This is a genomic window from Spirillospora sp. NPDC029432 (genome assembly GCF_040703975.1).
Classification (GTDB): domain Bacteria; phylum Actinomycetota; class Actinomycetes; order Streptosporangiales; family Streptosporangiaceae; genus Spirillospora.
The window spans coordinates 1-21,908 of the sequence record NZ_JBEZWH010000097.1; the positions used below are offsets into that span (position 1 = coordinate 1).

16 protein-coding genes and 9 tRNA genes are annotated in these 21,908 nt (G+C 74.0%); 11 read left to right on the forward strand and 14 right to left on the reverse strand.

What is annotated here, in order from left to right; translation table 11 throughout:
• A partial coding sequence (locus tag AB0881_RS38840; RefSeq protein WP_366625514.1) for a hypothetical protein occupies positions 1-2,104 on the forward strand: 2,104 nt, incomplete at its 5' end.
• Positions 2,105-2,142: 38 nt separating this feature from the next.
• On the opposite strand, the gene AB0881_RS38845 is transcribed toward AB0881_RS38840, so the two are convergent.
• Positions 2,143-2,811, reverse strand: coding sequence for a helix-turn-helix transcriptional regulator (locus AB0881_RS38845; RefSeq protein ID WP_366625516.1), 669 nt, complete (start codon positions 2,809-2,811; stop codon positions 2,143-2,145).
• Between the two features lie 329 nt (positions 2,812-3,140).
• Here AB0881_RS38845 and AB0881_RS38850 point away from each other — a divergent pair, with 329 nt between their 5' ends.
• The 4 genes from AB0881_RS38850 to AB0881_RS38865 are packed head-to-tail and all read left to right on the forward strand — an operon-like array spanning position 3,141 to position 10,820.
• Positions 3,141-3,866 (forward strand): AfsR/SARP family transcriptional regulator, encoded by a 726-nt coding sequence (locus AB0881_RS38850; RefSeq protein WP_366625518.1) that lies wholly within the window; start codon positions 3,141-3,143, stop codon positions 3,864-3,866.
• Between the two features lie 54 nt (positions 3,867-3,920).
• Complete coding sequence (locus tag AB0881_RS38855) at positions 3,921-7,595, forward strand: hypothetical protein (protein WP_366625519.1); 3,675 nt, start codon at positions 3,921-3,923, stop codon at positions 7,593-7,595.
• A gap of 34 nt (positions 7,596-7,629) precedes the next feature.
• Entirely contained in the window at positions 7,630-8,274 is a 645-nt protein-coding gene (locus tag AB0881_RS38860; RefSeq protein WP_366625521.1) for a hypothetical protein, read from the forward strand.
• Positions 8,271-10,820 (forward strand): NACHT domain-containing protein, encoded by a 2,550-nt coding sequence (locus AB0881_RS38865; protein ID WP_366625523.1) that lies wholly within the window; start codon positions 8,271-8,273, stop codon positions 10,818-10,820. Before AB0881_RS38860 ends, AB0881_RS38865 begins: the two co-directional genes overlap by 4 nt.
• A 65-nt stretch (positions 10,821-10,885) precedes the next feature.
• Here the strand turns inward: AB0881_RS38865 and AB0881_RS38870 are convergent, their stop codons facing one another.
• Positions 10,886-12,364 carry a PLP-dependent aminotransferase family protein gene (locus AB0881_RS38870; protein WP_366625525.1) on the reverse strand — a complete coding sequence of 493 codons (1,479 nt, stop codon included), beginning with the start codon at positions 12,362-12,364 and terminating at the stop codon, positions 10,886-10,888.
• A 56-nt stretch (positions 12,365-12,420) separates the two neighbouring features.
• Here AB0881_RS38870 and AB0881_RS38875 point away from each other — a divergent pair, with 56 nt between their 5' ends.
• Positions 12,421-13,038 (forward strand): LysE family translocator, encoded by a 618-nt coding sequence (locus AB0881_RS38875; protein WP_366625527.1) that lies wholly within the window; start codon positions 12,421-12,423, stop codon positions 13,036-13,038.
• Between the two features lie 50 nt (positions 13,039-13,088).
• Entirely contained in the window at positions 13,089-13,571 is a 483-nt protein-coding gene (locus tag AB0881_RS38880) for an anthrone oxygenase family protein (protein WP_366625529.1), read from the forward strand.
• Between the two features lie 51 nt (positions 13,572-13,622).
• On the opposite strand, the gene AB0881_RS38885 is transcribed toward AB0881_RS38880, so the two are convergent.
• Positions 13,623-15,908: a M20/M25/M40 family metallo-hydrolase gene (locus AB0881_RS38885; protein ID WP_366625530.1), complete on the reverse strand. Its 2,286-nt coding sequence runs from the start codon at positions 15,906-15,908 to the stop codon at positions 13,623-13,625.
• A gap of 329 nt (positions 15,909-16,237) precedes the next feature.
• On the opposite strand from AB0881_RS38885, the gene AB0881_RS38890 reads away from it, so the two are divergent.
• From AB0881_RS38890 to AB0881_RS38900, 3 genes are read left to right on the forward strand one after another with little or no spacing between them, the layout of a single operon-like run.
• Positions 16,238-16,585 carry a hypothetical protein gene (locus tag AB0881_RS38890; RefSeq protein WP_366625532.1) on the forward strand — a complete coding sequence of 116 codons (348 nt, stop codon included), beginning with the start codon at positions 16,238-16,240 and terminating at the stop codon, positions 16,583-16,585.
• A complete protein-coding gene (locus AB0881_RS38895; RefSeq protein ID WP_366625534.1) occupies positions 16,527-16,922 on the forward strand; it encodes a hypothetical protein in 396 nt (131 codons plus the stop codon). The genes AB0881_RS38890 and AB0881_RS38895 overlap by 59 nt, the downstream gene beginning before the upstream one ends.
• Positions 16,919-17,443 (forward strand): hypothetical protein, encoded by a 525-nt coding sequence (locus AB0881_RS38900; protein ID WP_366625536.1) that lies wholly within the window; start codon positions 16,919-16,921, stop codon positions 17,441-17,443. The genes AB0881_RS38895 and AB0881_RS38900 overlap by 4 nt, the downstream gene beginning before the upstream one ends.
• A gap of 3 nt (positions 17,444-17,446) precedes the next feature.
• Here AB0881_RS38900 and AB0881_RS38905 read toward each other — a convergent pair whose 3' ends face one another.
• The gene (locus AB0881_RS38905) at positions 17,447-18,301 is read right to left on the reverse strand and encodes a helix-turn-helix transcriptional regulator (protein WP_366625538.1); all 855 of its coding nucleotides are present in this window, start codon (positions 18,299-18,301) and stop codon (positions 17,447-17,449) included.
• Between the two features lie 124 nt (positions 18,302-18,425).
• Between AB0881_RS38905 and AB0881_RS38910 the strand changes: the two genes are divergently transcribed.
• The gene (locus tag AB0881_RS38910) at positions 18,426-19,331 is read left to right on the forward strand and encodes an oxidoreductase (RefSeq protein ID WP_366625539.1); all 906 of its coding nucleotides are present in this window, start codon (positions 18,426-18,428) and stop codon (positions 19,329-19,331) included.
• A gap of 72 nt (positions 19,332-19,403) precedes the next feature.
• Here AB0881_RS38910 and AB0881_RS38915 read toward each other — a convergent pair.
• From AB0881_RS38915 to AB0881_RS38960, 10 genes are all read right to left on the reverse strand, one after another.
• Positions 19,404-19,476 (reverse strand) — tRNA-Arg (locus AB0881_RS38915).
• Between the two features lie 11 nt (positions 19,477-19,487).
• A tRNA-Asp gene (locus AB0881_RS38920) sits at positions 19,488-19,562 on the reverse strand.
• A 31-nt stretch (positions 19,563-19,593) separates the two neighbouring features.
• Positions 19,594-19,664 (reverse strand) — tRNA-Asn (locus AB0881_RS38925).
• Between the two features lie 3 nt (positions 19,665-19,667).
• Positions 19,668-19,739 (reverse strand) — tRNA-Met (locus AB0881_RS38930).
• A gap of 5 nt (positions 19,740-19,744) precedes the next feature.
• Positions 19,745-19,818: transfer RNA gene (locus AB0881_RS38935), tRNA-Glu, on the reverse strand.
• Between the two features lie 27 nt (positions 19,819-19,845).
• Positions 19,846-19,921: transfer RNA gene (locus tag AB0881_RS38940), tRNA-Glu, on the reverse strand.
• A 51-nt stretch (positions 19,922-19,972) separates the two neighbouring features.
• Positions 19,973-20,045 (reverse strand) — tRNA-Lys (locus AB0881_RS38945).
• A gap of 5 nt (positions 20,046-20,050) precedes the next feature.
• Positions 20,051-20,123 (reverse strand) — tRNA-Gly (locus tag AB0881_RS38950).
• A gap of 4 nt (positions 20,124-20,127) precedes the next feature.
• Positions 20,128-20,201, reverse strand: a tRNA-Arg gene (locus tag AB0881_RS38955).
• Positions 20,202-20,580: 379 nt separating this feature from the next.
• Positions 20,581-21,537: a nucleoside hydrolase gene (locus AB0881_RS38960; protein WP_366625541.1), complete on the reverse strand. Its 957-nt coding sequence runs from the start codon at positions 21,535-21,537 to the stop codon at positions 20,581-20,583.
• Positions 21,538-21,908 lie beyond the last annotated feature (371 nt).

Here is a 21,908-nt window from a genome sequence, read left to right on the forward strand (position 1 = left end):
GGCCGCCCGCCGGGACCTGGGCACCGGCGGGAAACCGCCGGGGCCGGCCGCGCCCGCCGGCGGGGCGCGGCGAGGGCCGGTCACCGCGGCGCGCATCTCGGGAACGCGGGACGGCACGGCGGTCGAGCCGTTCCTCGCCGCGCTGCGGCAACGCATGGGGCCGGGGTTCCGCACCGCCCGGCTCGGCCGTCTCGACGGCAGCGACCTGACACTCGAAGGACGGACGGTACGGCTCGTCCGGGCGGTCAGGGAGGGCGAGGACCCCGCGCCCACCGTCGGCACCGTGCTCGGGGAGGGCGCCTTCTACCTCCACGCCGTGGACCGCGAGCGCGCCGGGCTCGGCCTGACGGCGGCCGCCGTCGCGGGCGGCGCCTACCGGGTGCAGCGGGTGGCGCCCGACGGCCGCCGCGAGGACACCGGCATGCGGGTCGTCACCGCGGAGCTCGACACGATCCCGGCCGGGGTGCTCGCCTACGTTCCCGGCGGCACCACCACGCTCCGGGAGATCACGGTCAGGGGCCGGGCCCGCCCGGACGCCAGGACGGTCGCGAACCGGCTGGAGACCGTCCTGGACGGCGGGATCGCCCACGCCCCCGGCTCGGTGGTCGCCATCACGCTCACGGCCCAGTTCCGCGACCTCACCGACGACGAGGTCATGGAGGTGCTGGCCGAGCTGGAGCGGCGCGGGCGGCTCGGCGAGCTGCTCAACCTGGTGCGGGTGCGGGCGTTCCGGGATTTCCTGCGGAAGAGGGGCGTGCCGTGGACGTACGTCTTCGCCAACTGGCGGCCGAGCCCGCAGGACAACGCCGCCCTGTTCGCCGGCGTGCTGGTGGGGGCGGGCGAGAACTTCTACCAGGTGTTGGAGATGATCGGCATCCTCGTCGGCTCCCCGTTCGACGAGAAGCTCGCGCAGCAGGCGGGCGCCATGTGGGACGGCATCGTCCGCCTGCTCGAACATCCGCGGGTGGTGGCCATGGAGGCCCTGCGCGGCTTCCGGCGGGAGCTCGTGGACACGCTGCTCGACCTGCGCTTCTTCGACGCGGGCCGGCTGCTGGGCAACGCGGTCGTCACGGCGATCACCCTCTGGGAGGCCGCGGGTGCCCTGGCCAAGCTGGGCCCGGCCGCCGTACGCCTGGGGACGCGGTTCGTCCGGGCGACGGTGAAGGCGGTGGTCCGGGAGGGCGTGGACCTCGCCGAACTCGTCCGGACCGCGGCACGGGGCATCGGCCCCGAATCGCAGCTCGCCCTGCCCGGCGGGTACGCGATGGCCGCCACCGACCGCGACGTCCTGCTGATGGCGAGCGGCGGGGGCGGGAAGCCCAGCCTCCAGGTATCCCGCCTCGAGGTGCTGCGCGCCGCCAGACGCGGGGAGCTGCCCTTCGGCGGCTTCACCGCCGCCGAGATCGACGAGCTGATCGCGCGGCTGGAGAGGCTCGACCCCGAGGGCCCGCCGCCTCCGCCGCGTCCGGCCGAGTCGCCCGGCCACGGGCCGGCGGTGCCCGTCTTCACCGTGGCGGTGCTGGAGGACCTGGTCGCGACCGCGATCCGGCGGCTGCGCGCCCGGCTCGGCTCGCGCTGGCTGCCCAACACCGAGTTCGGCAACGCGCTGCACAGCGAGGTCAGCGCGCTGGTGAAGGAGCGGTTCCCCGCGGCGCCGCCCGGGCTGACCATCGTCACGGAGAAGGCGGTGAGCGCCTTCGGCCACGTCCCGGCCAGGGTGCTCGAAATGACGATCGAGGAGTTCGTCATGCAGTCGCCCACCCTGCGCATGTACCGCTCCGAACTCTCCTCGCTCTTCCAGGGGAAGGAGGGAGCGCGGCTGATCAAGAACCTCAGGGTGGACCTGGCCATCGTCGCCGAGGGCGAGACGGTGGTGTGGGACCTCGGATCCGTCAGCGGCCCCGACCACCTGGCCAAGACCCTGCTCTACGCGGAGATCCTGCGGCAGGAGGGGCATATCGTCCGGGTCGGTGAGACGTACTGGAGCCACTTCGCCAAGGCGCCGGGCACCGGTCTCCGCGACCTGTCCCCGGCCGCGCTGGAGGCCGCGCGGCAGGCCCGGGAGGCGGGCCGCCGCGCCGAGCGCGGCCCCGAGCGGCCCTGACGGCTCGCCGCGGCGGTACGGGCCGCGGCCTGGAGCGGCTAGAGCAGGCCGAGATCGCCGGCCTTCATCACGGCGGAGAGCCGGTCGCCGCACGACAGCTTCGCGTAGGCGTGCTCCAGGTGCTTATGCACGGTGCGGACGCTGATGCCGAGCCGCCGGGCGATCGCGGCGGCGGTCAGCCCGTCCGCGACCAGCCGCAGGATGCCGGTCTCCCGGGAGGTGAGCCGTACCTGGGGGGCGGAGGCGGGCCGCCCCGCCCGCCGCATACCGGGCAGCAGGATCGCGGCCATCTGCACCTCGCGGGAGGCGAAGTCGCGGTCCGGCCGCGCCAGCAGCCACGCGCTGTCCTCGTCCCTGGCCAGGAAGAGCTGGTAGGGCGCCGACAGCGGATCGTCCATCGTGCGCGCCCCGGGCGGGCTGGTGATCCGGTACGGGCCCCGGGCCCGGACGTCGTCGAACACCGGCGGGCCGCCGGCCGCCCCGGTTGGCGCGGACCGCCGGTGCGGGACCGGCTCGTCCGGCGACCACACCAGCAGCCCGAGGCCGGCGGCGGGCGGCTTCCGCTCCAACCACACGATCACGTCGGCGGGGAACACGCGGCGCAGCACCTCCGCGCCGAGCTCCAGATCGGGATCGGGATCGGTCTCCGCGGCGGGCGGGTCCGGATGGACGGCCACCGCGCCAGGTTCTTCGTACGCCCTGGCCATCGTCATGATCGTCGTACTCTCCGAGGTGCCGGATGATCTCTCCGAGGCAACGGCTACCCTCTGTGATCAATCCCACACACCTCGGCCGGCCCGGGGGCGGCGGGGCGGCCGGCGGAGTCGCCGTGGCGTCCGATCGCGTTCAAATTCGTTCCGGCTGTTCTCTGGACGGCCGGACGCGCATTCGATGTCCATGTGATCTCTTCGGGGCCGGCCAAGGCGACGGCGCCTGGATACGCGTACACGGGGGTAACGTGAGCGGACGCGACGGGGAAATGGGGATATCGGTCGGGGTGCTCGGCCCATTCCAAGTGGCGGTGAACGGACGCGCGGTGCCGTTGACGGCGGGCAGGCTGCGGGCCCTGCTGGCGGCACTGGCGCTGTCGGCCGGACACGCGGTGACGGTCGATCACCTGGCGGCGGCATTGTGGGCCGACGAGAATTGGCCGGGGAACGTCCGGCGGAGCGTGCAGACCTATGTCGCGCGGCTGAGGAGCGCGCTGGGAGCGGAGGCGATCGGTTCGACCCCGAACGGATATGTCCTGTGCGCCGAGCCCGAAAGCGTCGACGCGCTCCGGTTCGCCGGCATGCTGCGCGAGGCCGAAGCGGCGGCGGACGCCGCGGCGGAGCGGAGGCTGCTCGGGGAGGCGCTCGCGCTGTGGCGGGGCGAGCCGCTGGAGGGGGTGCCGTCCGCCCGGCTGGTGGAGTCGGAGGCGTCCTGGCTGGTCGAACGCTACCTGACCGCGCTGGAACGGCGATTCGACCTGGATCTCGCAGCCGGCCGGCACCGCGAGTCGATCGTGGAACTGAGCGAGCTGGCCGGACGGTATCCGCTGCGGGAGCCGCTGTGGACGCGGCTGCTCATCGCCCTCGGCCTGGCCGGGCGCCGGGCCGAGGCGCTGGCGCGGTACGAGACGATCCGCGTCCGGCTGGCGGCCGAACTGGGCGTGGACCCCGATCCGTCCCTGCAGCGGGTCCACGCGGATCTGCTGGTGCGGAGGCGGCCGGCACCGAGGCGGCCGGCGCCGATGAATTCCGCGTTGACGGGAACGCGTTGATGATCTTCAAGATCGCATTCCGCCCGGCCATCATGATCCGTCAGAATGGGGCCCATGGCCTTCGGGGACGACGACCGCCGAAACGAGGCAGGAGAACGGGCGGCAGCCGGTTCCCTTCCGCTTTCGGCCGGTGATGCCGAGTGCCCTTACCAGGGCCTCGCCCCCTTTGAGGCCGACCGGGCGGATCTGTTCTTTGGACGTGTCCAATCGACCCGCAATCTGCTCGACCGGCTGGCGCCGCGTTTGGACGGGCGGGGAACCGTCCTGCTCGTCTCGGGCGCTTCCGGCGTCGGCAAGTCGTCCCTGCTGAGAGCGGGCCTGATCCCGGCATTAGAGAAAGGCGCGCCGCCTCTCAAGGGATCGGAGGATTGGCCGCGGCTGCTCGTCACTCCGGGCTCCGATCCGCTGCGCGCCCTGGCCGAGGCCTGGACGGGAACGTTCGGCGGCGATCCCGGCGAGACGCGCCGGCGCCTGCTGGACGATCCGGACGGGGCCTTCACCGGCGCCGGCCGCCTCATCCTGGTCGTCGACCAGTTCGAGGAACTGTTCACCCTGGTCACCGACGAGGCGGTGCGGCAGGCGTACGTCCGCGCCCTGCACGCGCTGGCCACCGGGCCCGCGGCCGCCGGAGTGATCATCGGCCTGCGCGCCGACTACTGGGACCGGTGCGCCGCGTATCCGCGCTTCGCCCGTGCCATCCAGGACGGCCAGGTCATCGTCGAGCCGATGGACGAGGACGACCTGCGGCTGGCGATCACCGGCCCGGCCGCCGTCGCCGGCCTGGAGATCGAGCCCGGCCTGGTCGAGACGATCCTGGACGAGCTCCGCGCCGGCCGCGGCGGCGACCGGTACGAGGCGGGCGCGCTGCCGCTGCTGTCCCAGGCGCTGCGGAGCACCTGGGACAGGCGCGAGGACGGCCGCCTGACCGTCCGGGGCTACGAGGAGTCCGGCGGGGTCCGCGACGCCGTCCGCCGCACGGCCGACGACGTGCTGGAGACGCTGGCGCCGGACGACCGCAAGACGGCGCTGCGGATCTTCCGCCGGATGACGCTGGTCACGTCCGGGGGGCGGCTCGCGCGGCGGCGCGTGGCGCTGCGTGAGCTCCATGCCGCCGCGTCCGCCGCCACGGAGGAGCACCGGGCGGCGGTGGACGCGCTGGTGTCGGCGTTCGCCGCCCGGCGGCTGCTCACCCTGCACGAGGACACCGCCGAGATCTCCCACGACGCGCTCCTCACCTCCTGGCCGAGGCTCCGGCAGTGGATCGAGCCCGACCTGACCGCGCAGCGCGTGTACGACCAGCTGATCGGTGACGCCGAGGCGTGGTCCGAGCAGTACCGCGACCCCGACATGCTGTACCGGGGCGCCCGCCTCCTGGCCGTCCAGGACAGCGAGCGCCGCTGGGAGCGCGACCCGGGCAGCTTCCCGCCTCCCGGGCCCACCGTGGACGCCTTCCTGGCGGCCTCCACCGGGGCGGCCCGCCGGGCGGGCCGGCGCCGCCGCCTGGTCATGGCGTCGCTGGCGGCCCTGACCGTGCTGGCCGTGGCCGCCGCGGGCACCGCCGTCCGGGCCGCGGGCCACGCCGACGCCCAGCGCAGGCTGGCCGTCTCCCGCGAGCTGGTGACGCAGAGCGAGATCGAGAAGGATCCGGCGGTCTCCGCGCTGCTGGCCGTCGCCGCGTGGCGGATCGACCCGTCCCCCGAGGCCCGGCACCGCCTGCTCGCCGCGGCGACGCGCACGGAACGGGGCGCCCTCCCCCCGCCCGGCCGGAAGGTCGGCGAGCTGGCCTTCAGCCCGGACGGGAAGACCATCGCCACCGGGACCGACGACGGGACGCTCCGGCTGTGGGACGCGGCGTCCCGCCGGGCGCGGGGCGCCCCGATCGTCCACGGCGGCGCCGGATGCGCGACGGGCATGCGCGCGGCCTTCAGCCCGGACGGGAGGACCCTGGCGACGGGCTGCTTCACGACGATCCGCTTCTGGGACGTCGCCACGCACCGCCCCCTCGGCCCGCCTCTGAGCATGGACGCACCGGAGGCCAACCGGGCTCCCGTCACCGGAGCCGCCGGTTCCGTGCGGTCGATGGCGTTCAGCCCCGATGGGGGGCTCCTCGCGACCCCGAGCTACGAGGGCACGATCACGCTCTGGGACGTCCCCGGCCGGCGGTGGCTCTCCCCCGTCATCGGACGGCCGTCGAGCGAGGCCGGGAAGGCCATCGACGCGGTGGTCTTCAGCCCCGACGGGAAGCGCCTGTACACCGCCGGAGCCGACGGCAGGGCGCGGGTGTGGGACACCGCCACGCACCGCCAGATCGGCGACGATCTCACCGGGCACACCGGGGACATCGTCGGCATGTCGCTCAGCCGGGACGGCAGGACGCTCGCCACCGCCGGCGGCACCACCGTCAGGCTCTGGGACACCGCGACACTGCGCCAGATCGGGCCCCCGCTCCGGGACACCCAGAACGACCATCCTTTCCGAGGGGTCGCGTTCGGCCCGGACGGGACGAGGCTCCTGACCTCCGGCGGCAACGGCCGGATCCTGCTCTGGGACGTCGCCGACCGCCGCCCCGTGGGGCCGCCGCTCAACGAGCAGCAGGTGTACGGCGAGAAGATCGCGTTCAGTCCCGGCGGAGGGCTCGTCGCGGCCACGGACCTGGACGGTTCGGTGTGGTTGTGGGACCCGGTGCGGCACCGGCAGCTCGGCCGTTCGATTCCCGCCATGTCCGACATCCGGTTCAGCCCGGACGGCACGCTGCTCGCCGCCCCCGGCCCCGGGGTCCGGCCCGGTTCCACGACCGCCGACCGTGCCGTCCGGCTATGGGACGCGGCCACGCAGCGGCCGGTCGGCCGTCCCCTGTACCCGAGCGACGTCCCGAACGCCGTGTTCACCGAGGTGGAGTTCGCCCCGGACGGGAAGAGGCTCGCCACATCCGGCAACACCGCGGTCCGGCTCTGGGAGACGTCCACGCAACGCCAGATCAGCCCGCCCGTTTACGCCGGGAAGCGCAACTGGTGGGCGAGCTTCGGCCCCGGCCTGCGGTCGCTGGTCGTCAGGACGGAGGACTCCCTCGTCTTCTGGGACGTCGAGCGGCGCCGCGAGACCGGGCCGAGGATCACGATCCCCGAACACACCGGCAACATCACGGCGCTGTCGTTCACCCCCGATGGGAAGACCCTGGCGACGGCCAGCCCGGACGACCGCACCGTCCGGTTCTTCGACATGTCCACCCGCCGCCAGGCCGGCGCCCCGCTGAAGAACGCGATAGACGGCGGCATCAGCCATGACGTGGCCTTCAGCCCCGACGGGAGGACGCTGGCCGTCACGGCGCCCAACGGGACGGTGCGGCTGTGGGACGTGGCGGGCCGCCGGCAGATCGGGAACGCCCTGACCGGCCACACCGGCACCGTCCACGCGGCCGAGTTCAGCCCTGACGGCAGGACGCTGGCGACCGGCGCGGCGGACAGGACCGTACGGCTGTGGGACGTGGCGACCCAGCGCCAGATCGGGCCCCCGATGACGGGCCATACGAACATCGTCCACGTCCTCGACTACGCGCCGGACGGGACCCGGCTCGCCGCCGTCGACAGCGACGGCACCGCGCGGCTCTGGCACGCGGCCATGCCCCCGGACCCCGCCGCCGCGGCCTGCGCGGTCGCGGGCCGCTCGTTCACCCCCGGCGAATGGAGGCGGTACGTGCCGGGGGAAGAGTTCCGGCGCCTGTGCCGATGACCCACTCCCCTTTTCACGGACGGACGCAGCGGTGATGTTCATTCGAGGTTTCAGGAGGAGGACCGGCCTGCCGGCGCCGGAGCTCGCCGCCCTGTTCCGGTCGATCATCGAGGACGGGCGCCGGTTCCATCCGATGGCGTCCGACTTCCTGAACCACTTCATGGACGGCGCCGCCGAGTCCCGGACGCTGCCGCAGCGCTGGCTCCGGTCGTTCCGGGTGATCCGGAAGGCGGAGCGGAAGAACCGGCGCAGGTTCGAGCGGCAGCTCGAACGCGCGGCCCGGCGCCTCCCCGACGGGGAGTCGTCCTGGCTGAAGGACCACTGGGACGCGCGGATCAACGCGTTCATCGGCACGGAGCTGTTCTACGTCAGCCGGATGAGCCTGCTGCGCTCGCAGGGATCGTTCGTCCTGACCCGATCCGGTGCGGAGGTGCGGTTGTCGGGAACGGTCAGGCACCACTGGTTCGATCCGTACGACTGGGATCGCGGCCGGTGGGTGTTCATTCCCAGGCACGGCTTCGTCCCGATCTCGGTCGGCCGGGAGCTCGTCGAGAACGACGAGGCCCGCAAGTTCCTGATGGAGTCGCGGCATGTGCAGACGCTGGAGGGGACCTGCCGGAACGCCCGGGGGTTGCGGCGCACCCGGTCGCGGTTCGACTGGGCGCTGGTGACCGGATGACCGGGGACCGTCCGCTCCCGCCCGGTCCGCCCCCGCCCGACCCCGCCGGGGCGGACACGGTCGAGGACTTCGTGCGGGCCCTCGCCGAGCTCAGGAAGTGGGCCGGCGAACCGTCCCTGAGCAGGCTGCGGCAGCTCGGCGGGCGGACCGAGTCGCCCGAGGGCGCCGCCATCGACCTGCTGCCGAAGAGCACCGTCTCGCACACGCTGCGGCAGACCGGCAGGCTGCCGCGCTGGGAGTTCGTGCGCGCGTTCGTCACCGCCTGCCTCCGCTACTGCGACCATCCGGCCGAGCGGATCCCCGGCGAGCTGGAACGCTGGCGGGCGGCCAGGACGGCGCTGGCCGCGCCCGTCCCGGTCCCGGCCGAGCCGGACGCGGCGCCCGCCGAGGCCGCGGTGCCCGCCGCCGGCCGCCGCCCGGCGTCCGACCCGGCCGTGGAACTGCTGGCGCGGCGGGTGGCGAAGGAGGAGGACAGGGCGCGCAAAGGGCTGCTCGGCGGCTACAGCCTCGCGCCGGTCTCCTTCGGCGGCGGCGAGAACAGCGGGGAGAACGGCGGGGAGGGCGTCGAGGAGATCGGGGCGTTCTTCGCCGGGCTGAGCCCGCGGCGGCTGCTGGTCGTGGGCCCGTCCGGTGCGGGCAAGACCGTCCTCGCGATCGAGCTGGTGCTGCAGCTGGTCGAGCCGTTCCTCGCCGCCGGGACGCCGGCCGGCGACCGGTCGATGGTCCCGGTACGGCTGAACGCGGCCCGCTGGAGGTCCGGGAAGGCGTTCGAGCCCTGGCTGGCCGAGCAGCTCGTGCAGAACCACGGCCTCGCGGACCGGGACGCGGCGCGGCTGGTGCGCGACCGCCGCGTCCTGCCCGTCGTGGACGGCCTCGACGAGCTCGATCCGGACCCGTCCACCGGGCCGCCCCGCCGGGCGATGGCGCTGCTGGCCGAGCTCAACCGGTACAGCGACATCTCCGGAAGGCGGCCCGGCGCCGCCGTGGTGACCTGCCGTTCGGACCGGTACGCCCAGCTGGCCGGTGCGCGGGCGGGGCTCGACAACTCCACGCGCGTCGACCTGCACGGTCTCACCAAGGAGCAGATCGGCTCGTACCTGCGTACCCGCTGGCCGGACGGGCACGGCTGCGCCCCGCACCGCGACGGCGTCCGCGCCGCCCTGCACGGGGCCTCGGGCGAGGCCGTCCACTCCGCGCTGGCGACACCGTGGCGGCTGCTGCTGACCGCGACCGCCATCGAGTCCGGCACCGACCCGGAGGAGCTGCTGCGCGCCGACCCGGACGCCGATCCCGGCGCGGAGGCCGGGCGGATCGCCCGGAAACTCCTGGACGCCTACGTCCCGGCGGCGGCCGGGCTCACCCCGCGCAGCGGGCACGGTGCCGGGTACAGCCCCGAGCAGGTGCGCGCCTGGCTCGTCCACCTGGCCGCCCATCTGCGCCGGCAGGCCGTCCACGCCGCGGCGGACCGGTCCCCGCCCGGCCTGACGGCGACCGACCTCGTCCCGCACCTGTTGTGGCCGATCGGCGGGCGCCGCCGGATCCGGCTGCTGCACGGCCTGTGCTGCCTGATCCTCGCGGTCGCCGCGATGGCGGCGTTCTGGGTGGGTTCGGGGGTCGACCGCCCCGGGGACCTGCTCGGCGGGCCGGCTCCGGGACAGGTGCTCACGCTGGCGCTGATGGCCGGCTGGGTCGCCATCGCCACCGCCCTGTCGCTGTCGCCGTGGCCGGCCGCCGCCGGCGGGCGCACGAACGTCCCCGGGCGGCGGCGCGCGGCCGGCGGGCTGATCGGTGCCGTGGCGGCCGCGCCGGCGGGCGTCCTCGGCGGCCTGTGCGGGCTCGCGCTGACCGGCGGCCGCGCCTTCGGCCCCGGCTTCGCCGTCGCCGCCGGAGCGCTGGGCGGCGCGGCGCTCGGCGCGGTGATCGGGCTGACCGCCGCCGGACGCCGGCGGGCCGAGCGCCCGACCGTGGCCCAGGCGGCCCGTGCCGACCCGCTGAGCCTGCTCGGCTTCGGGCTGTGCGGGGCCCTCACCGGGCTGCCGCCGCTGCGGCTGTCCGACGCGGGGCCCGTCCCGCTGGTCGCGGGGCTCGCCGGCGCCTTCGCGCTGGCGGTCGCGCTCGGGGTGGCGTTCCGGATCGCCACGGGCGGCTGGAGCAAGGACGCGGACCTGGCCCACCCCCGCGAGGCCCTCCACCGCGATCCGGCGATCGGGGTGGCGTTCGGCCTCACCGGCGGCGTCGCCGCGTTCCTGGTCTTCATCATCGATCAGGACCTTCCCGTGGCGCTGGCGAGCGCGGTCACCGGCGGGGTCGCCTTCGGCCTGTCGTTCGGCGCGATCGCCTGGACCCGCACCATGATCGGCCTGCTGGTCACGGCCGCCCGCGGCCTGCTCCCCCTGCGCCTCTGGACGTTCCTCGACTGGGCGTGCGAGGCCCACCTGCTGCGCGTCAGCGGCGCCACGTACCAGTTCCGCCACCGCGAGCTCCAGGACTTCCTCACCCCTCCCGAGGACACGGCCGTCGCCCCCCGTACCGGCCCGCTCGCGTGAAGGACCGCTGCGCGATCGTCGCAGCGGCCGCATTCACCGGCGCTTCGGGAAGGCTTCACCGCAGCTCAGGAGTGGCGGCCGGTCAGTTCTTCCCATGCGGCGGCCAGGCGTGCGGTCACCTCGGTCAACACGTCGGCCGGGAAGGTGTAGGGCAGCCGCAGATGGCCGTCGTGGGCACCGGTCGGGTCCATGGTGGTGCCGGGGACGACCTCGACGCCGTGCCGCAGCGCCACCTGCGCGAAGGCGCGGGCGTCGCGGCCGGGGAGTTCGATCCAGAGGGCCGAGCCGCCGGCCGGCGGGTCGAAGCGCCACTCGGGCAGGCGCTCGTTCAGCAGCGCCGTGAGGTGGGCGAGCCGCTGCCGGAGAACGGCGCCGCGGGCCGCGGCGATCTCCGGCAACCGCGGCAGCAGGCGGGCGGCGAGCGCCTGGTCGAGGATCGGGCTGCCGAGGTCGGCCAGCGCCTTGTGGCGGGCGAGCCGTTCGATGGTGCCGGCGGGGGCGCGTACCCATCCGGTCCGCAGCCCGCCCCACACCGATTTGGCGAGGGAGTCCGCGGACAGGATCTCGGCCCCCGGCGGCGCGTGCGCGGCGATCGGCGGCGGCGTGTCAGGGCCGCCGCTGCCGTAGGCGTTGTCCTCCAGTACCGGCACGCGGTGCTCGGCGGCGATCTCCGCGATCCGCCCGCGGCGGGCCCGCGACATGAGCGTGCCGGTCGGGTTGTGCACCGTCGGCATGACGTACAGCAGGTCGGGCCGATGCTCCGCGAACGCCCGCGCCAGGGCGTCCACGCGGATGCCGTCCTCGTCGAGCGGGACCCCGACCAGCCGCGCGCCCGCCGCCCGGAACACGTCGAAACAGCCCGGCCAGCCGGGTGACTCCACGACGACGACCGACCGCGGCCGCAGGTACATCTGCGCGGCCAGCGCCAGCGCCTGGGACACCCCGGTCGTGATCAGCACCTGCTCGGGGCCGGTACGCAGCCCGGCGGCGGTGAAGCGGGCGGCGACGGCGGCACGCAGCGCGGGCAGCCCGCTGGGGTGGTAGCCGGTGTCCTCCATCAGCGCGGGCAGGTCCTCGGCCAGCAGCCCCGCCAGCTCCTCGCCGAGCTCGGGCACCGCCCCCTCCATCGCGTGGCGCAGCGAGATCACCTCCGCCGGGCCGTCGATCAGCCGCTGGAAGATCGACGTCGCCCGCCCGCCGGGCACGCGGCCGTCGGCGCCCGGACGGGACGCGGCCGGCTGCCGGAGCACGCGCGTGCCGCTGCCGCGCCGGCTGTCGACGATCCCGAGCCCGCGCAGCTCGTCGTAAGCGGTCACCACGGTCGCCCGGCTGACCACAAGCGCCCTGGCCAGGGCGCGTTCCGAGGGGAGCCGCTCGCCGGGGTCGATGGCCCCGTCCAGCACGGCCAGCCGGAGGGCGCGGGCGAGCTTGCCGTACAGCGGGCCCGGCCCGCTCGTCCAGTCCCCCAGGATCTCCGCCAGCTCGCCCGGATCGCGAAAGCGGTCCACCTGGGGCCTGATTGGCTCGGGTCCGGCCGCGTCCATGGCGCCAGGGTAGGTCGTAACGCCGCAGCCGGCGGCCGCCTCAGGAAGAGCAGGCCATGAACACCCTTCTCGCCTTCACCGCCGCGTCCATCGCCCTGATCGTGATCCCCGGGCCGAACGGGATCTACATCATGACCCGCGGCGCCGCCCAGGGATACCGGGCCGGACTGGTCTCCGCCCTGGGCGTCGAGACCGGCACGCTGGCGCACATCGCGTTCGCGGTGCTCGGCGTCTCCATGCTGGTCGCGGCCTCGCCCGTCGCGTTCACGGCCCTGAAGCTGGCCGGTGCCGGATACCTGCTCTACCTGGCGGCGCGCGCCGTGCTGCGGGCGTCCGAGCCGGACCTCGGCGGCGGGGCCGACCCGCTCCCGCTGCGCCGGGTGTTCCGCGACGGCGTGGTGGTCAACGTGCTCAACCCGAAGGTCGCGCTGTTCTTCCTGGCCTTCCTTCCGCAGTTCGTCACCGCCGGCGCCGGCACGGCCGGCGCCCGTACGCAGATGATGGTCCTCGGCGCCGTGTTCTTCGCCCTCGCGCTCGCCCTGGACACGGGGTACGCCCTCGTCGGCGCCGCCGCCCGCCGCTGGCTGAGCCGCCGGTCCGGCTCGACGCGCCGCTACGGCTACGCCATCGGCGGCATCTACCTCTCCCTGGCCGCCTACGCCGTCATCGCCTGAGATCGTCCCGCCACCGCGTGGACCGGCCGAGCCCCATGGAAGGAAGCGACATGAGCACGTCCCTGGAAACACTGGTCATCGTCACCGCCGTCGCGTGCGGCCTGGTGGGCGGGTCCTTCTTCGTCATCTCCGCGTTCATCATGCGCGCCCTGGCCGACCTGGCGCCCGAGGCGGGCACCAGGGCGATGCAGGCGCTCAACGTCCGGGCCGTCACCCCGGTCTTCATGACCGCCCTGTTCGGCACCGCGCCGCTGTGCCTCGTCACCGGCGGCTGGGCCGCGGCCGCCGCGGACGGCGCCGCCCGTGTGCTGGTCATCCTGGGCGTGCTCGGCTACCTGCTGGGCTGCGTGCTGGTGACGATCGCGGGCAACGTACCGCTGAACAACCGGCTCGCCGCCGTCACCGCCGGAACCCCCGAGGCCGACGACGTCTGGGCGCGCTACCAGAAGGCGTGGACCCGGTGGAACACCGTACGGGCCATCGCGGCCACGGCGGCGTCGGCCCTGCTGATCGTCGCGGTGGCCCACGGATGACCGGGCCCACCGGGGTACGGCGCGCCGCCGTACCCCGGCAGGTGCCGGCGCCTACCGCAGGTCGTAGGTGCGGGTCACCGCGGTCAGGTCGCCGTCCTCGCGGGTGGAGGGCACCAGATCGCGCGGCGGCGGCACGAAGCCGGGCACGGCGGTGAGTCCCGTGGTCTCGGCGATCGCGGTGAGCCGCCGGCCGCCCGGCACGCGCACGGTGATCGAGGCGCCCCCGGCGGGCAGGCCCCGGAACCGGACCTCGCCCGGCCACGTCTTGGGCCGCGTCCCCTCGACCGCGACCCGCGCGGGCGCCCCCGCGCCCTGCACGGCCGCCGACGCCTCGACGATCGGACGGTCGAAGCGCAGGGTCACCGAGCGGGCACCGGACCCGGCGGTCACCCGCATCCGGAGGGTGTCACCGTCGCGGGACAGGATCCTCACCCGCGGCCCGGCCGCCCGCGCCGGCTGCGCCGGGCCCGTCCAGCGCAGGTTGCGCGCGTAACCGGGCGGAAGCGCTGCCTGGTCGCGGCCGGATGCGTACCGGCGGGTCCAGGGACCAGGGTCGGCGTCGCCGCTTACCCAGTGCGCGGTGCCGCTGTCGGCGTTCAGCACGTACGCCAGGTGCGTACGGCGCGGGCGCGTCTCGTCATAGGTGTCGGCGGCGAGCCCCGTCACGGTCAGGACGACGGCGAGCGCGAGCGCCGCCGGCAAGGCGAGCGCGGGGCGCCGCTCGGGCAGGACGAGCTCGCCGAAAGGCACCAGCGTCATCCCGAACAGCGCGAGCGCGAGCGCGGGCACGCCCGCCAGAGCGAGCCCCATGCCGTCGAACGCCGCCTGCGCCCACACGGGCAGCAGCAGCGCGGCGACGACCGGCCCCGCGAGCAGCGCCGCGAACCGTCCGCGCGGAAGCAGGACGGCGCCGAGACCGCCGAGCGCGCACGCCAGAGCGGGCAGCACGCACAGGAACGCGGCTCCTGGCGCGACCCAGGTCAGCAGGACGCCCAGACCGGCCGGCCAGGCGAGCGCGCCGACCGCGAGCGCGGCCGGGCCGAGCCTGCGGCGCAGCGGCACGTACCACAGCAGCAGCGCGAGCCCGGCCAGCGCGGCGACCGCCGCCCGGTACGGCACCGGCCGGTGCACCAGACCGCCCATCGTGTCGTAGCCGGGGCGTACACCGGCCAGGACGCTCCACAGCACCTGCGCCAGCACGGCCGCGAGCAGCAGCGGCAGCACCGCCGACACCGCCGCGATCAGGATGCTCGGCAGACCGGCCAGCCGCCGCTTCCGCACGGCCACGACCAGCCCGCCGAACGCCAGCACCGACAGGACGGTCAGCACCGGCACCAGCGCCCCCGGGTAGGTCACCATCATCCCGGGCAGGCGGAAGTAGGTCGCGTCGCCTTCACCGTCCAGATCGGCCAGGTCGCGGTTCCCGAGCTCCCGAGTGAGCGCGAGCATGGTGGCGCCATGGTGCTGGAGGCTGCCCTTGTCGAGGTTGGCGATCGAGTCCGTGGCCGTGTGGTAGTGCGAGCCGCGCTGGATCCAGGCGAAGTTCATGCCCCGGAACCCGGCCTCGGACAGCGGCGTGAAATCGGTGTTGTTCGGCAGCATCCGGTACAGCTCGACCATCGAGGAGTCGCCGTGCGGCCTGGGCGCCGCGTCCGCGAACGCGCCGACCAGCCCGGCGTTGTCCGGGGTCGTCTCGAACATCAGCGCGGGCCCGCCCGCGCCGCGCGCCTCGAAGTTGAGCAGCACTCCCTTCGCCCGTCCGATCGGATGCTGCCGGACGAACGCCTCGGCCCCCAGAACGCCGTCCTCCTCCCCATCGGACAGCAGCAGGACCACGTCGTTGCGCAGCGGCCCGTGCTCGCGCAGCGCGCGGGCGGTCTCCAGGATCGCGGCCACCGCCGCGCCGTCATCGGACGCGCCGGGCCCCATCGCCGCGGAGTCGTAGTGGGCGGCGAGCAGGATCGTCCCGGTGGAGCCGCTCCCGGGCAGCCTGGCCACCACGTTCTCCACCCGCCCGAACGTCGCGAGCCCCTTGCTCGACGAGGCCCCGACGGCCCGCTGCACCTCCACCCCGAACCCCTCGGCCCGCAGGCGCCCGACAAGGTAGTCACGCGCCCTGGCGCTCGCCGGGCTCCCGATCGGCCGCGGCTCGGCGGCGATCCGGCCGAGATGGCCGAGGGCCCGCGCGGCACTGAACTCGCCGGCCGGGGCGTTCGCGGCCAGCGGGCGCGGCGGCCCGTCCGCCAGCGCCACGACGCCGATGACCACCCCGAGGGCCGCCAGTGCCAGAAAGCCGGCGACCATCCGGCGCGGCATGTCGATCAACTTCTCTCTCACGCCGCCCGACGCTAGGCCCGCCCGTACGCCCACCGGGATGGTGCACACAGCCCCATGAACCTGCGGTTTCCCACACCCCGCCCCTTGCTGATCACCTCAAGCCACACGACCACCCGACCAGAATGACCATCCCGTTGACGGCGATATGTCCGCCCAGCACAGGAAAGCCCAAACCACGAGACGCCACCACGGCGTGCTCGATACAGTCACATTCACTCCATGGGGTGCCACTTCAGAGCCCATACTCTGACCTGCTCGCACCAGAAATGAACTCAAAATGATCACAGCCCTGAATCCGGCTAGCGGCACCTGCACCGCACTTTTCCGCAATGCGAATTGAGAACGGGGAGCCGGTTCTGCGGTACGGCCTTTCGGTGCGCATCGCGCTGATCGTCCTGGTGCTCGTTCCGTTCGGGATGCTGGTGCTGTACGACGTCGCCAACCGGCGGACGCCGACCGTTTTCTACTCGGTTCTGCTGGCACCGCTGGCGTTCCTGGTCCTGCGGGAGAGCCTGCGGCGCGTCACGGTGAACGAGGACGGCATCACGTTCCCGGTGCGCGCCCACTTCTGGCAGCTGCGACCGGTGAGCGTGCCATGGGGGCAGATCACCGCGTTCGGTGCTTTCGGACGCCGCGGTGAAGCCGGTCTTCCCCGAGGGCGCGCGCCGTTCCGGTGACGGTGCCGCGTGCTCGCTGGAGCCCGCCGGACGGGACGGGGGAGCACGCCTCGACGTACGGCTGTCCGCCGCCGGGACGGCCAACGCCGTCCGCCGGCACGAAGCCGACCGGCGCCGGGACACCGCCGCGCATGTCGTCCGCGCCGTTCACTCGGTGGGGGACGCGGCCTATTCGTGGTCTTCGATCGAAGCGCCGGGCGTCCGCCGGGCGGAGGTCAGAGCCAGGGTCGGCGGACGCCTCCTGTCGGTGTGGATCTGGGGTCCCGCAGCGGACGCGGAGGCGCTCGCCGTGTCGGTGGCCGAGAGCGTCGCGGAGCGCGTCCGGGAGTACGGATGAGGCGGCTTCCGGTCCTTGCGCCACGGGACGGCGTCCTGCTGCTCGCGGCGGCGTTCTTGTCCGCCGCGAGCCTGGCCTTCCTGGCCGGAGGCGGCACGGACGACCCGTCCCCGGCCAGGCCGATCGCGGCGCCGCGGCCGCTGCCCGACCTGTGCCGGCATCTCCCTCATGCGGTGCGGGACGCGGCGGTGCCCTCCCCTCGGGTCGATCACCAGAAACTCGACCGCAACAGGGCGGAGTGCGGCTGGCGTGCCGGGTCCGGGGAGCCGGTCTCGCTGGTGGTGAAGGCCGTCAGAGCGCCGGCGGTGCACGAGGCCGAGCGGGATCCGCTGCTCGTGCGGGCGCCCGCGGCGGAGGGTGTCGCGGGGTTGGGAGAGGAGGCGTTCGTCCGGCGGGACGCGGGCGGTGTCGAGGTGGTCGCTCGCGAGGGCGCGGTGGTCGTCTCGGCCGAGCACTCGGACGCCGATGTGGCGGCCGTACGGGGGGTCGCCGCGGAGTTGCTGCGGCTCGCGCGCGGTTGACCTTCAGGAGTGCTCGGTCGCGTGCAGGGATGCCAGGAGGGCGAGCCGGTCCGCGTCGGGGCTGCCCGGTTCGGCCGTCCAGACCAGCATGAACGGGCCGGGCCCGCCGGGCAGCGGGTAGGTGTCCCAGTCCAGGACGATGTCGCCGACCTGGGGGACGTGGAAGGTCTTGGTGCCGCTGACCGACGCGCGCACGTCGTGCCGGGCCCACAGGCGGCGGAACTCGGCGCTGCGGATGCTCAGTTCACCGACGACCGCGGTGGCGCGCGGATGGGTGGGGTCGGTGGCGACGGCGGCGCGCATCATGCCGATGTAGTCGAGGGCCTGCCGCTCCCAGTCCGGGCAGCTCCGCTCGCCGGTCAGCGTGTCGTCGAACATCAGCAGGAGCATGTTGAGCCGGTGGGACGGGTGGTCGTCCGGGCTGCCGAGCAGCGCCTCCGCCATCGTGTTCCAGTCGAGCAGGTCCAGGTGCCGGCCGAGCACGACCGCCGGGGTGTCCATCACGCGCAGCAGCCGCCGCGTGCTGTCCGGTACGTGCTCGGGACCGTGCTCCACCTGGGCGGGTACGGGCCGGCGGGCGGCGCGGGCCAGGGTGAACAGGTGCCGGCGTTCCGCGTCGTCGAGGGCGAGGGCGTCGGCGAGCGCGTCCAGGACGCCGTCGGAGGGGCGTACCTCCCGGCCCTGCTCCATCCGCTGGTAGTAGTCGGTGCTCAGCCCGGCGAGCAGGGCCAGCTCCTCGCGCCGCAGCCCGGTCACCTTGCGCCGGCCGCCCGGCTCCAGGCCGACGTCGCGGGGACGCAGCCGGCCCCGCCGGGCGCGCAGGAAGTCACCGAGCTCACGAGCGTACGGGTGGGCCATGCCGCAAGTGTGCCGCCTCATCCGGCGTCCAAGGTAGGTCCCGGAGTCCTAGGCAATCCGGAACGACCGAACCCGCTCGCCTTGCTCGTAGCGTCGGCGCTCCACCGACACCCAGGAGCGACCCATGACCGGATGGACCACCGACCGCATTCCCGACCAGCACGGCCGCACCGCCGTCGTCACCGGCGCGAACTCGGGCCTCGGCCTGGTCACCGCGACCGAGCTGGCCCGCCGCGGCGCCCATGTCGTGCTCGCCGTCCGCGACACCGCCGCCGGCAGGAGGGCGGCCCGCCGGATCGGCGGCGACGTCGAGGTGCGCGAGCTCGACCTGGCCTCGCTCGACTCGGTACGCGCCTTCGCCGCCGAGCTGGCCGCCGACCGCCCGGCGATCGACCTGCTGGTGAACAACGCCGGCGTGGTCCTGCTCGGCCCGCGCCGCACGTCCGCCGACGGCTTCGAGCTGCATCTCGGCACCAACATGCTGGGCCCCTTCGCGCTCACCGGCCTGCTGCTCGGCGCGCTGGCCGCGGGTCGGGACCCCCGAGTGGTCAACCTCAGCTCGATCACCCACAAGTACGCGCGCCTCGACTTCGACGACCTGATGTCCGAGCGCGGCTACCGGGCCTCGCCCGCCTACGGCCGGTCCAAGCTCGCCGCCACGGTGTTCGGCGTCGAGCTGGACCGCCGGCTGCGCGCCGCCGGATCACCGGTCGCGAGCGTGCTGGCCCACCCGGGCCTCACCCGCACCAACCTGACACCGCGCGCGTGGGAGCACCGCGGCCGGCTCGGGCGGGTGATCGCGCGGGTCGGTCTGGTGGCCGCGCAGCCGGTGGAACGGGGCGCGCTGCCGCAGTTGCGGGCCGCGACCGAACCGGGCGTGCGCGGCGGCCGGTTCTTCGGGCCGGCCGGGCTCTTCGAGACGCGGGGCCGGGTCGCCGAGGCCCGGCTCGGCCGTGAGGCGGCCGACCCGGCCGTCGGCGAACGGCTCTGGGCGATGGCCGAGGAACTGACCGGAGTCGGCTACCTCTGACCTGGCGGTGGCCGCCGTTCGTGTTCGCGGGGTCCACAGTGGAGAACGCAGTCGTGAGTCGAGCCCGGAACGTACCCTCTGCAGGAATCGAACCTGCGGCCTTCCGGTTCGGAACCGGGTGCTCTTTCCCCTGAGCTAAGAGGGCATGGGGTTTCCTGGCGCCTGCGACGGGATTCGAACCCGCGTCTCCCGGCGTGACGGGCCGGCGCTCTCCCATTGAGCTACACAGACATCGACCGTGCCCCCGCGAGGGGGACGGCGGCTCCGACGGGTGGACTCGAACCACCATGACCGGGGCAACAACCCGGCATCCTGCCGTTGGATGACATCGGAAAGTGGCGCGGCGAGGATTCGAACCTCGATCGCCCGGCTTATGAGGCCGGCGTGTTTCCGTTACACCACCGCGCACCGAGCAGCGCAGACGGGATTCGAACCCGCAATCTCCCTGCTTGAAAGGCAGGTGACTCTACCGTTCGTCCACTGCGCCTCTGGTTCAGGTCTCCCTGAGGTGTAGCAGCCCGTGTCGGATTCGAACCGACGTCCTTCCGGCTGAGAACCGGACGTCCTTGACCTGGCTAGACCAACGGGCCATTGATGAGCGTGCGCTGCCGGAGCAGATTCGAACCTGCTCGCGGCCGTCGTGCCACCCGGAGGACTCGAACCTCCTCAACCCGGCTTAAGAGGCCGGAGCCCGTCCTGTCGGGCGCGAGCGGCGTGCGAGCCGTACCAGGGAGTCGAACCCTGTACTCCGGTTTGGAAGACCGGCGCCTCAACCCTTTCGGCTTGTACGGCACGGCACCTCTGCCAGGACTCGAACCTGGGACCTCCGCGTTCGTAGCGCGTTGCTCTCGTCCACTGAGCTACAGAGGTATGGCGCGCCCTAAGGGCTCGGCGCGCCGGCCGGGAGCCTTGACGCTCCCGGTTCATGCATTCTCCACTATGGACTTTTCAAAGCGAATCATGTTCGCTGCGGATTCCGCGCTCGCAAGCGCGAAAACGAAAGACCGCCCCGGCACGTCGTCCCGGGGCGGTCTCTGGAGGTCGTGAAGTCCTATCCAGAGACGCCTTCGGGCGTGCCGTCGCCTTCTCGCCGGACGACCTTTTCGATCACGCTCTCCACGTCCTTTCCTTGCGTTCCTGCCGTCTGCTCATATTGAAGACGACGTCTCTCACACGGGCAACTGTTTTTTCCGGTACTTCTGCCGATTCCGACGCCGGGGAACGCGCCCCGGTTCCGGGCGCGCGTTTCCTACAGGGACCGGACGGCCGCCAGCAGGCGGTCCTGGAACGCCCCGACGTCGCTGCCCACAGCGACCCTGACCGGGCGCCGGTGGTCCTCGGCGGGCAGGGAGCGGGCGTCCCACACGGTCGTGCCGCGGGTCAGCTCCCCGCGCAGCTCCACCCGTACGGGACGTTCGACATAGGTCCCCACATCGGGGTCCACGGCGAGCATGGCGGCCAGCGCGTCGTGGATGACGGCGCCCCGGCGTTTGAGCGTCGGGGTGTAGGCCGTCACGTAGAACTCCATGATGCGGGTGGCGAAGCGGGCGGCGTCCGAGTCGTGGGCGGCGAGCGCGTCCAGCCACCGGTCGTCCACGGCGGTCGGATGGGTGGCGTCCAGCGGGACGAGCACCACCGGCCAGTCCGCGGCGAACACCAGGTCGGCGGCCTCGGGATCGTGCCAGATGTTGGCCTCGGCATGGGTGGTGATGTTGCCGGGGTGGTCGAACGCGCCGCCCATCACGACGACCTCGCGGACCAGCGACGGCAGCTCGGGGTCGAGCAGCAGCGCCGCGCCGAGGTTGGTGAGCGGGCCGGTCGCCAGCAGCGTCACCTCGCCCGGGCGCGACCGGGCCAGCCGTACGATCTGCGCCGCCGCGGACTCGGCGACCGGCCGTCCCGCCGGCTCCGGCAGGCCCGTGTCGCCCAGGCCGTCGGCGCCGTGCCAGTCCACCGCGTAGTGGACGTCCTGCGCCATCGGCCGGGCCGCGCCGACCGCGACCGGCACGCCCTCGGTGCCCGCCTGGACGCCCGCCAGTTCGAGGACGCGCAGGGTGTTGAGCGCGCCGGTACGGGCGTCGACGTTGCCGTGGACGGTGCCCACCCCGATCAGTTCCGCCTCGCCCGTCCGGATGAGGGAGGCGAGGTAGAGCAGGGTGATCGCATCGTCGATACCGGTGTCGCAGTCGAACAGGACGGTGGACATGGGCCTCCTCGGGAGCGCGGGGGCGCTCGGTGCACGCCTCCCGCGAACGTCACGGCGCGATGGAGCCTGCCAGCCGCCCGTGCCGCCGTCCAGCGCCCGCCTCGCCGCCCACTGCGGGCGGCGGTCCGTCCTGGGCCCTGTACGCCTCGGGCGGTGCCCTTTACGATGCCAGCCTCGACGGCGAACTCATGGCCCTCCCGCCAGCCCGTGACGACCTCGCCCTGGACGGCACAGCCGCAAGGAGACAGCCATGAGATCCGCCCCGGCCGCCCGCGACGGCCACCTGGCGTCCGCCCTCACCCTCCGTTCGGGCCGGGTCCTGCCCAACCGGCTGATGAAGGCGGCGCTGAGCGAGGGCCTCGCCGAGCCCG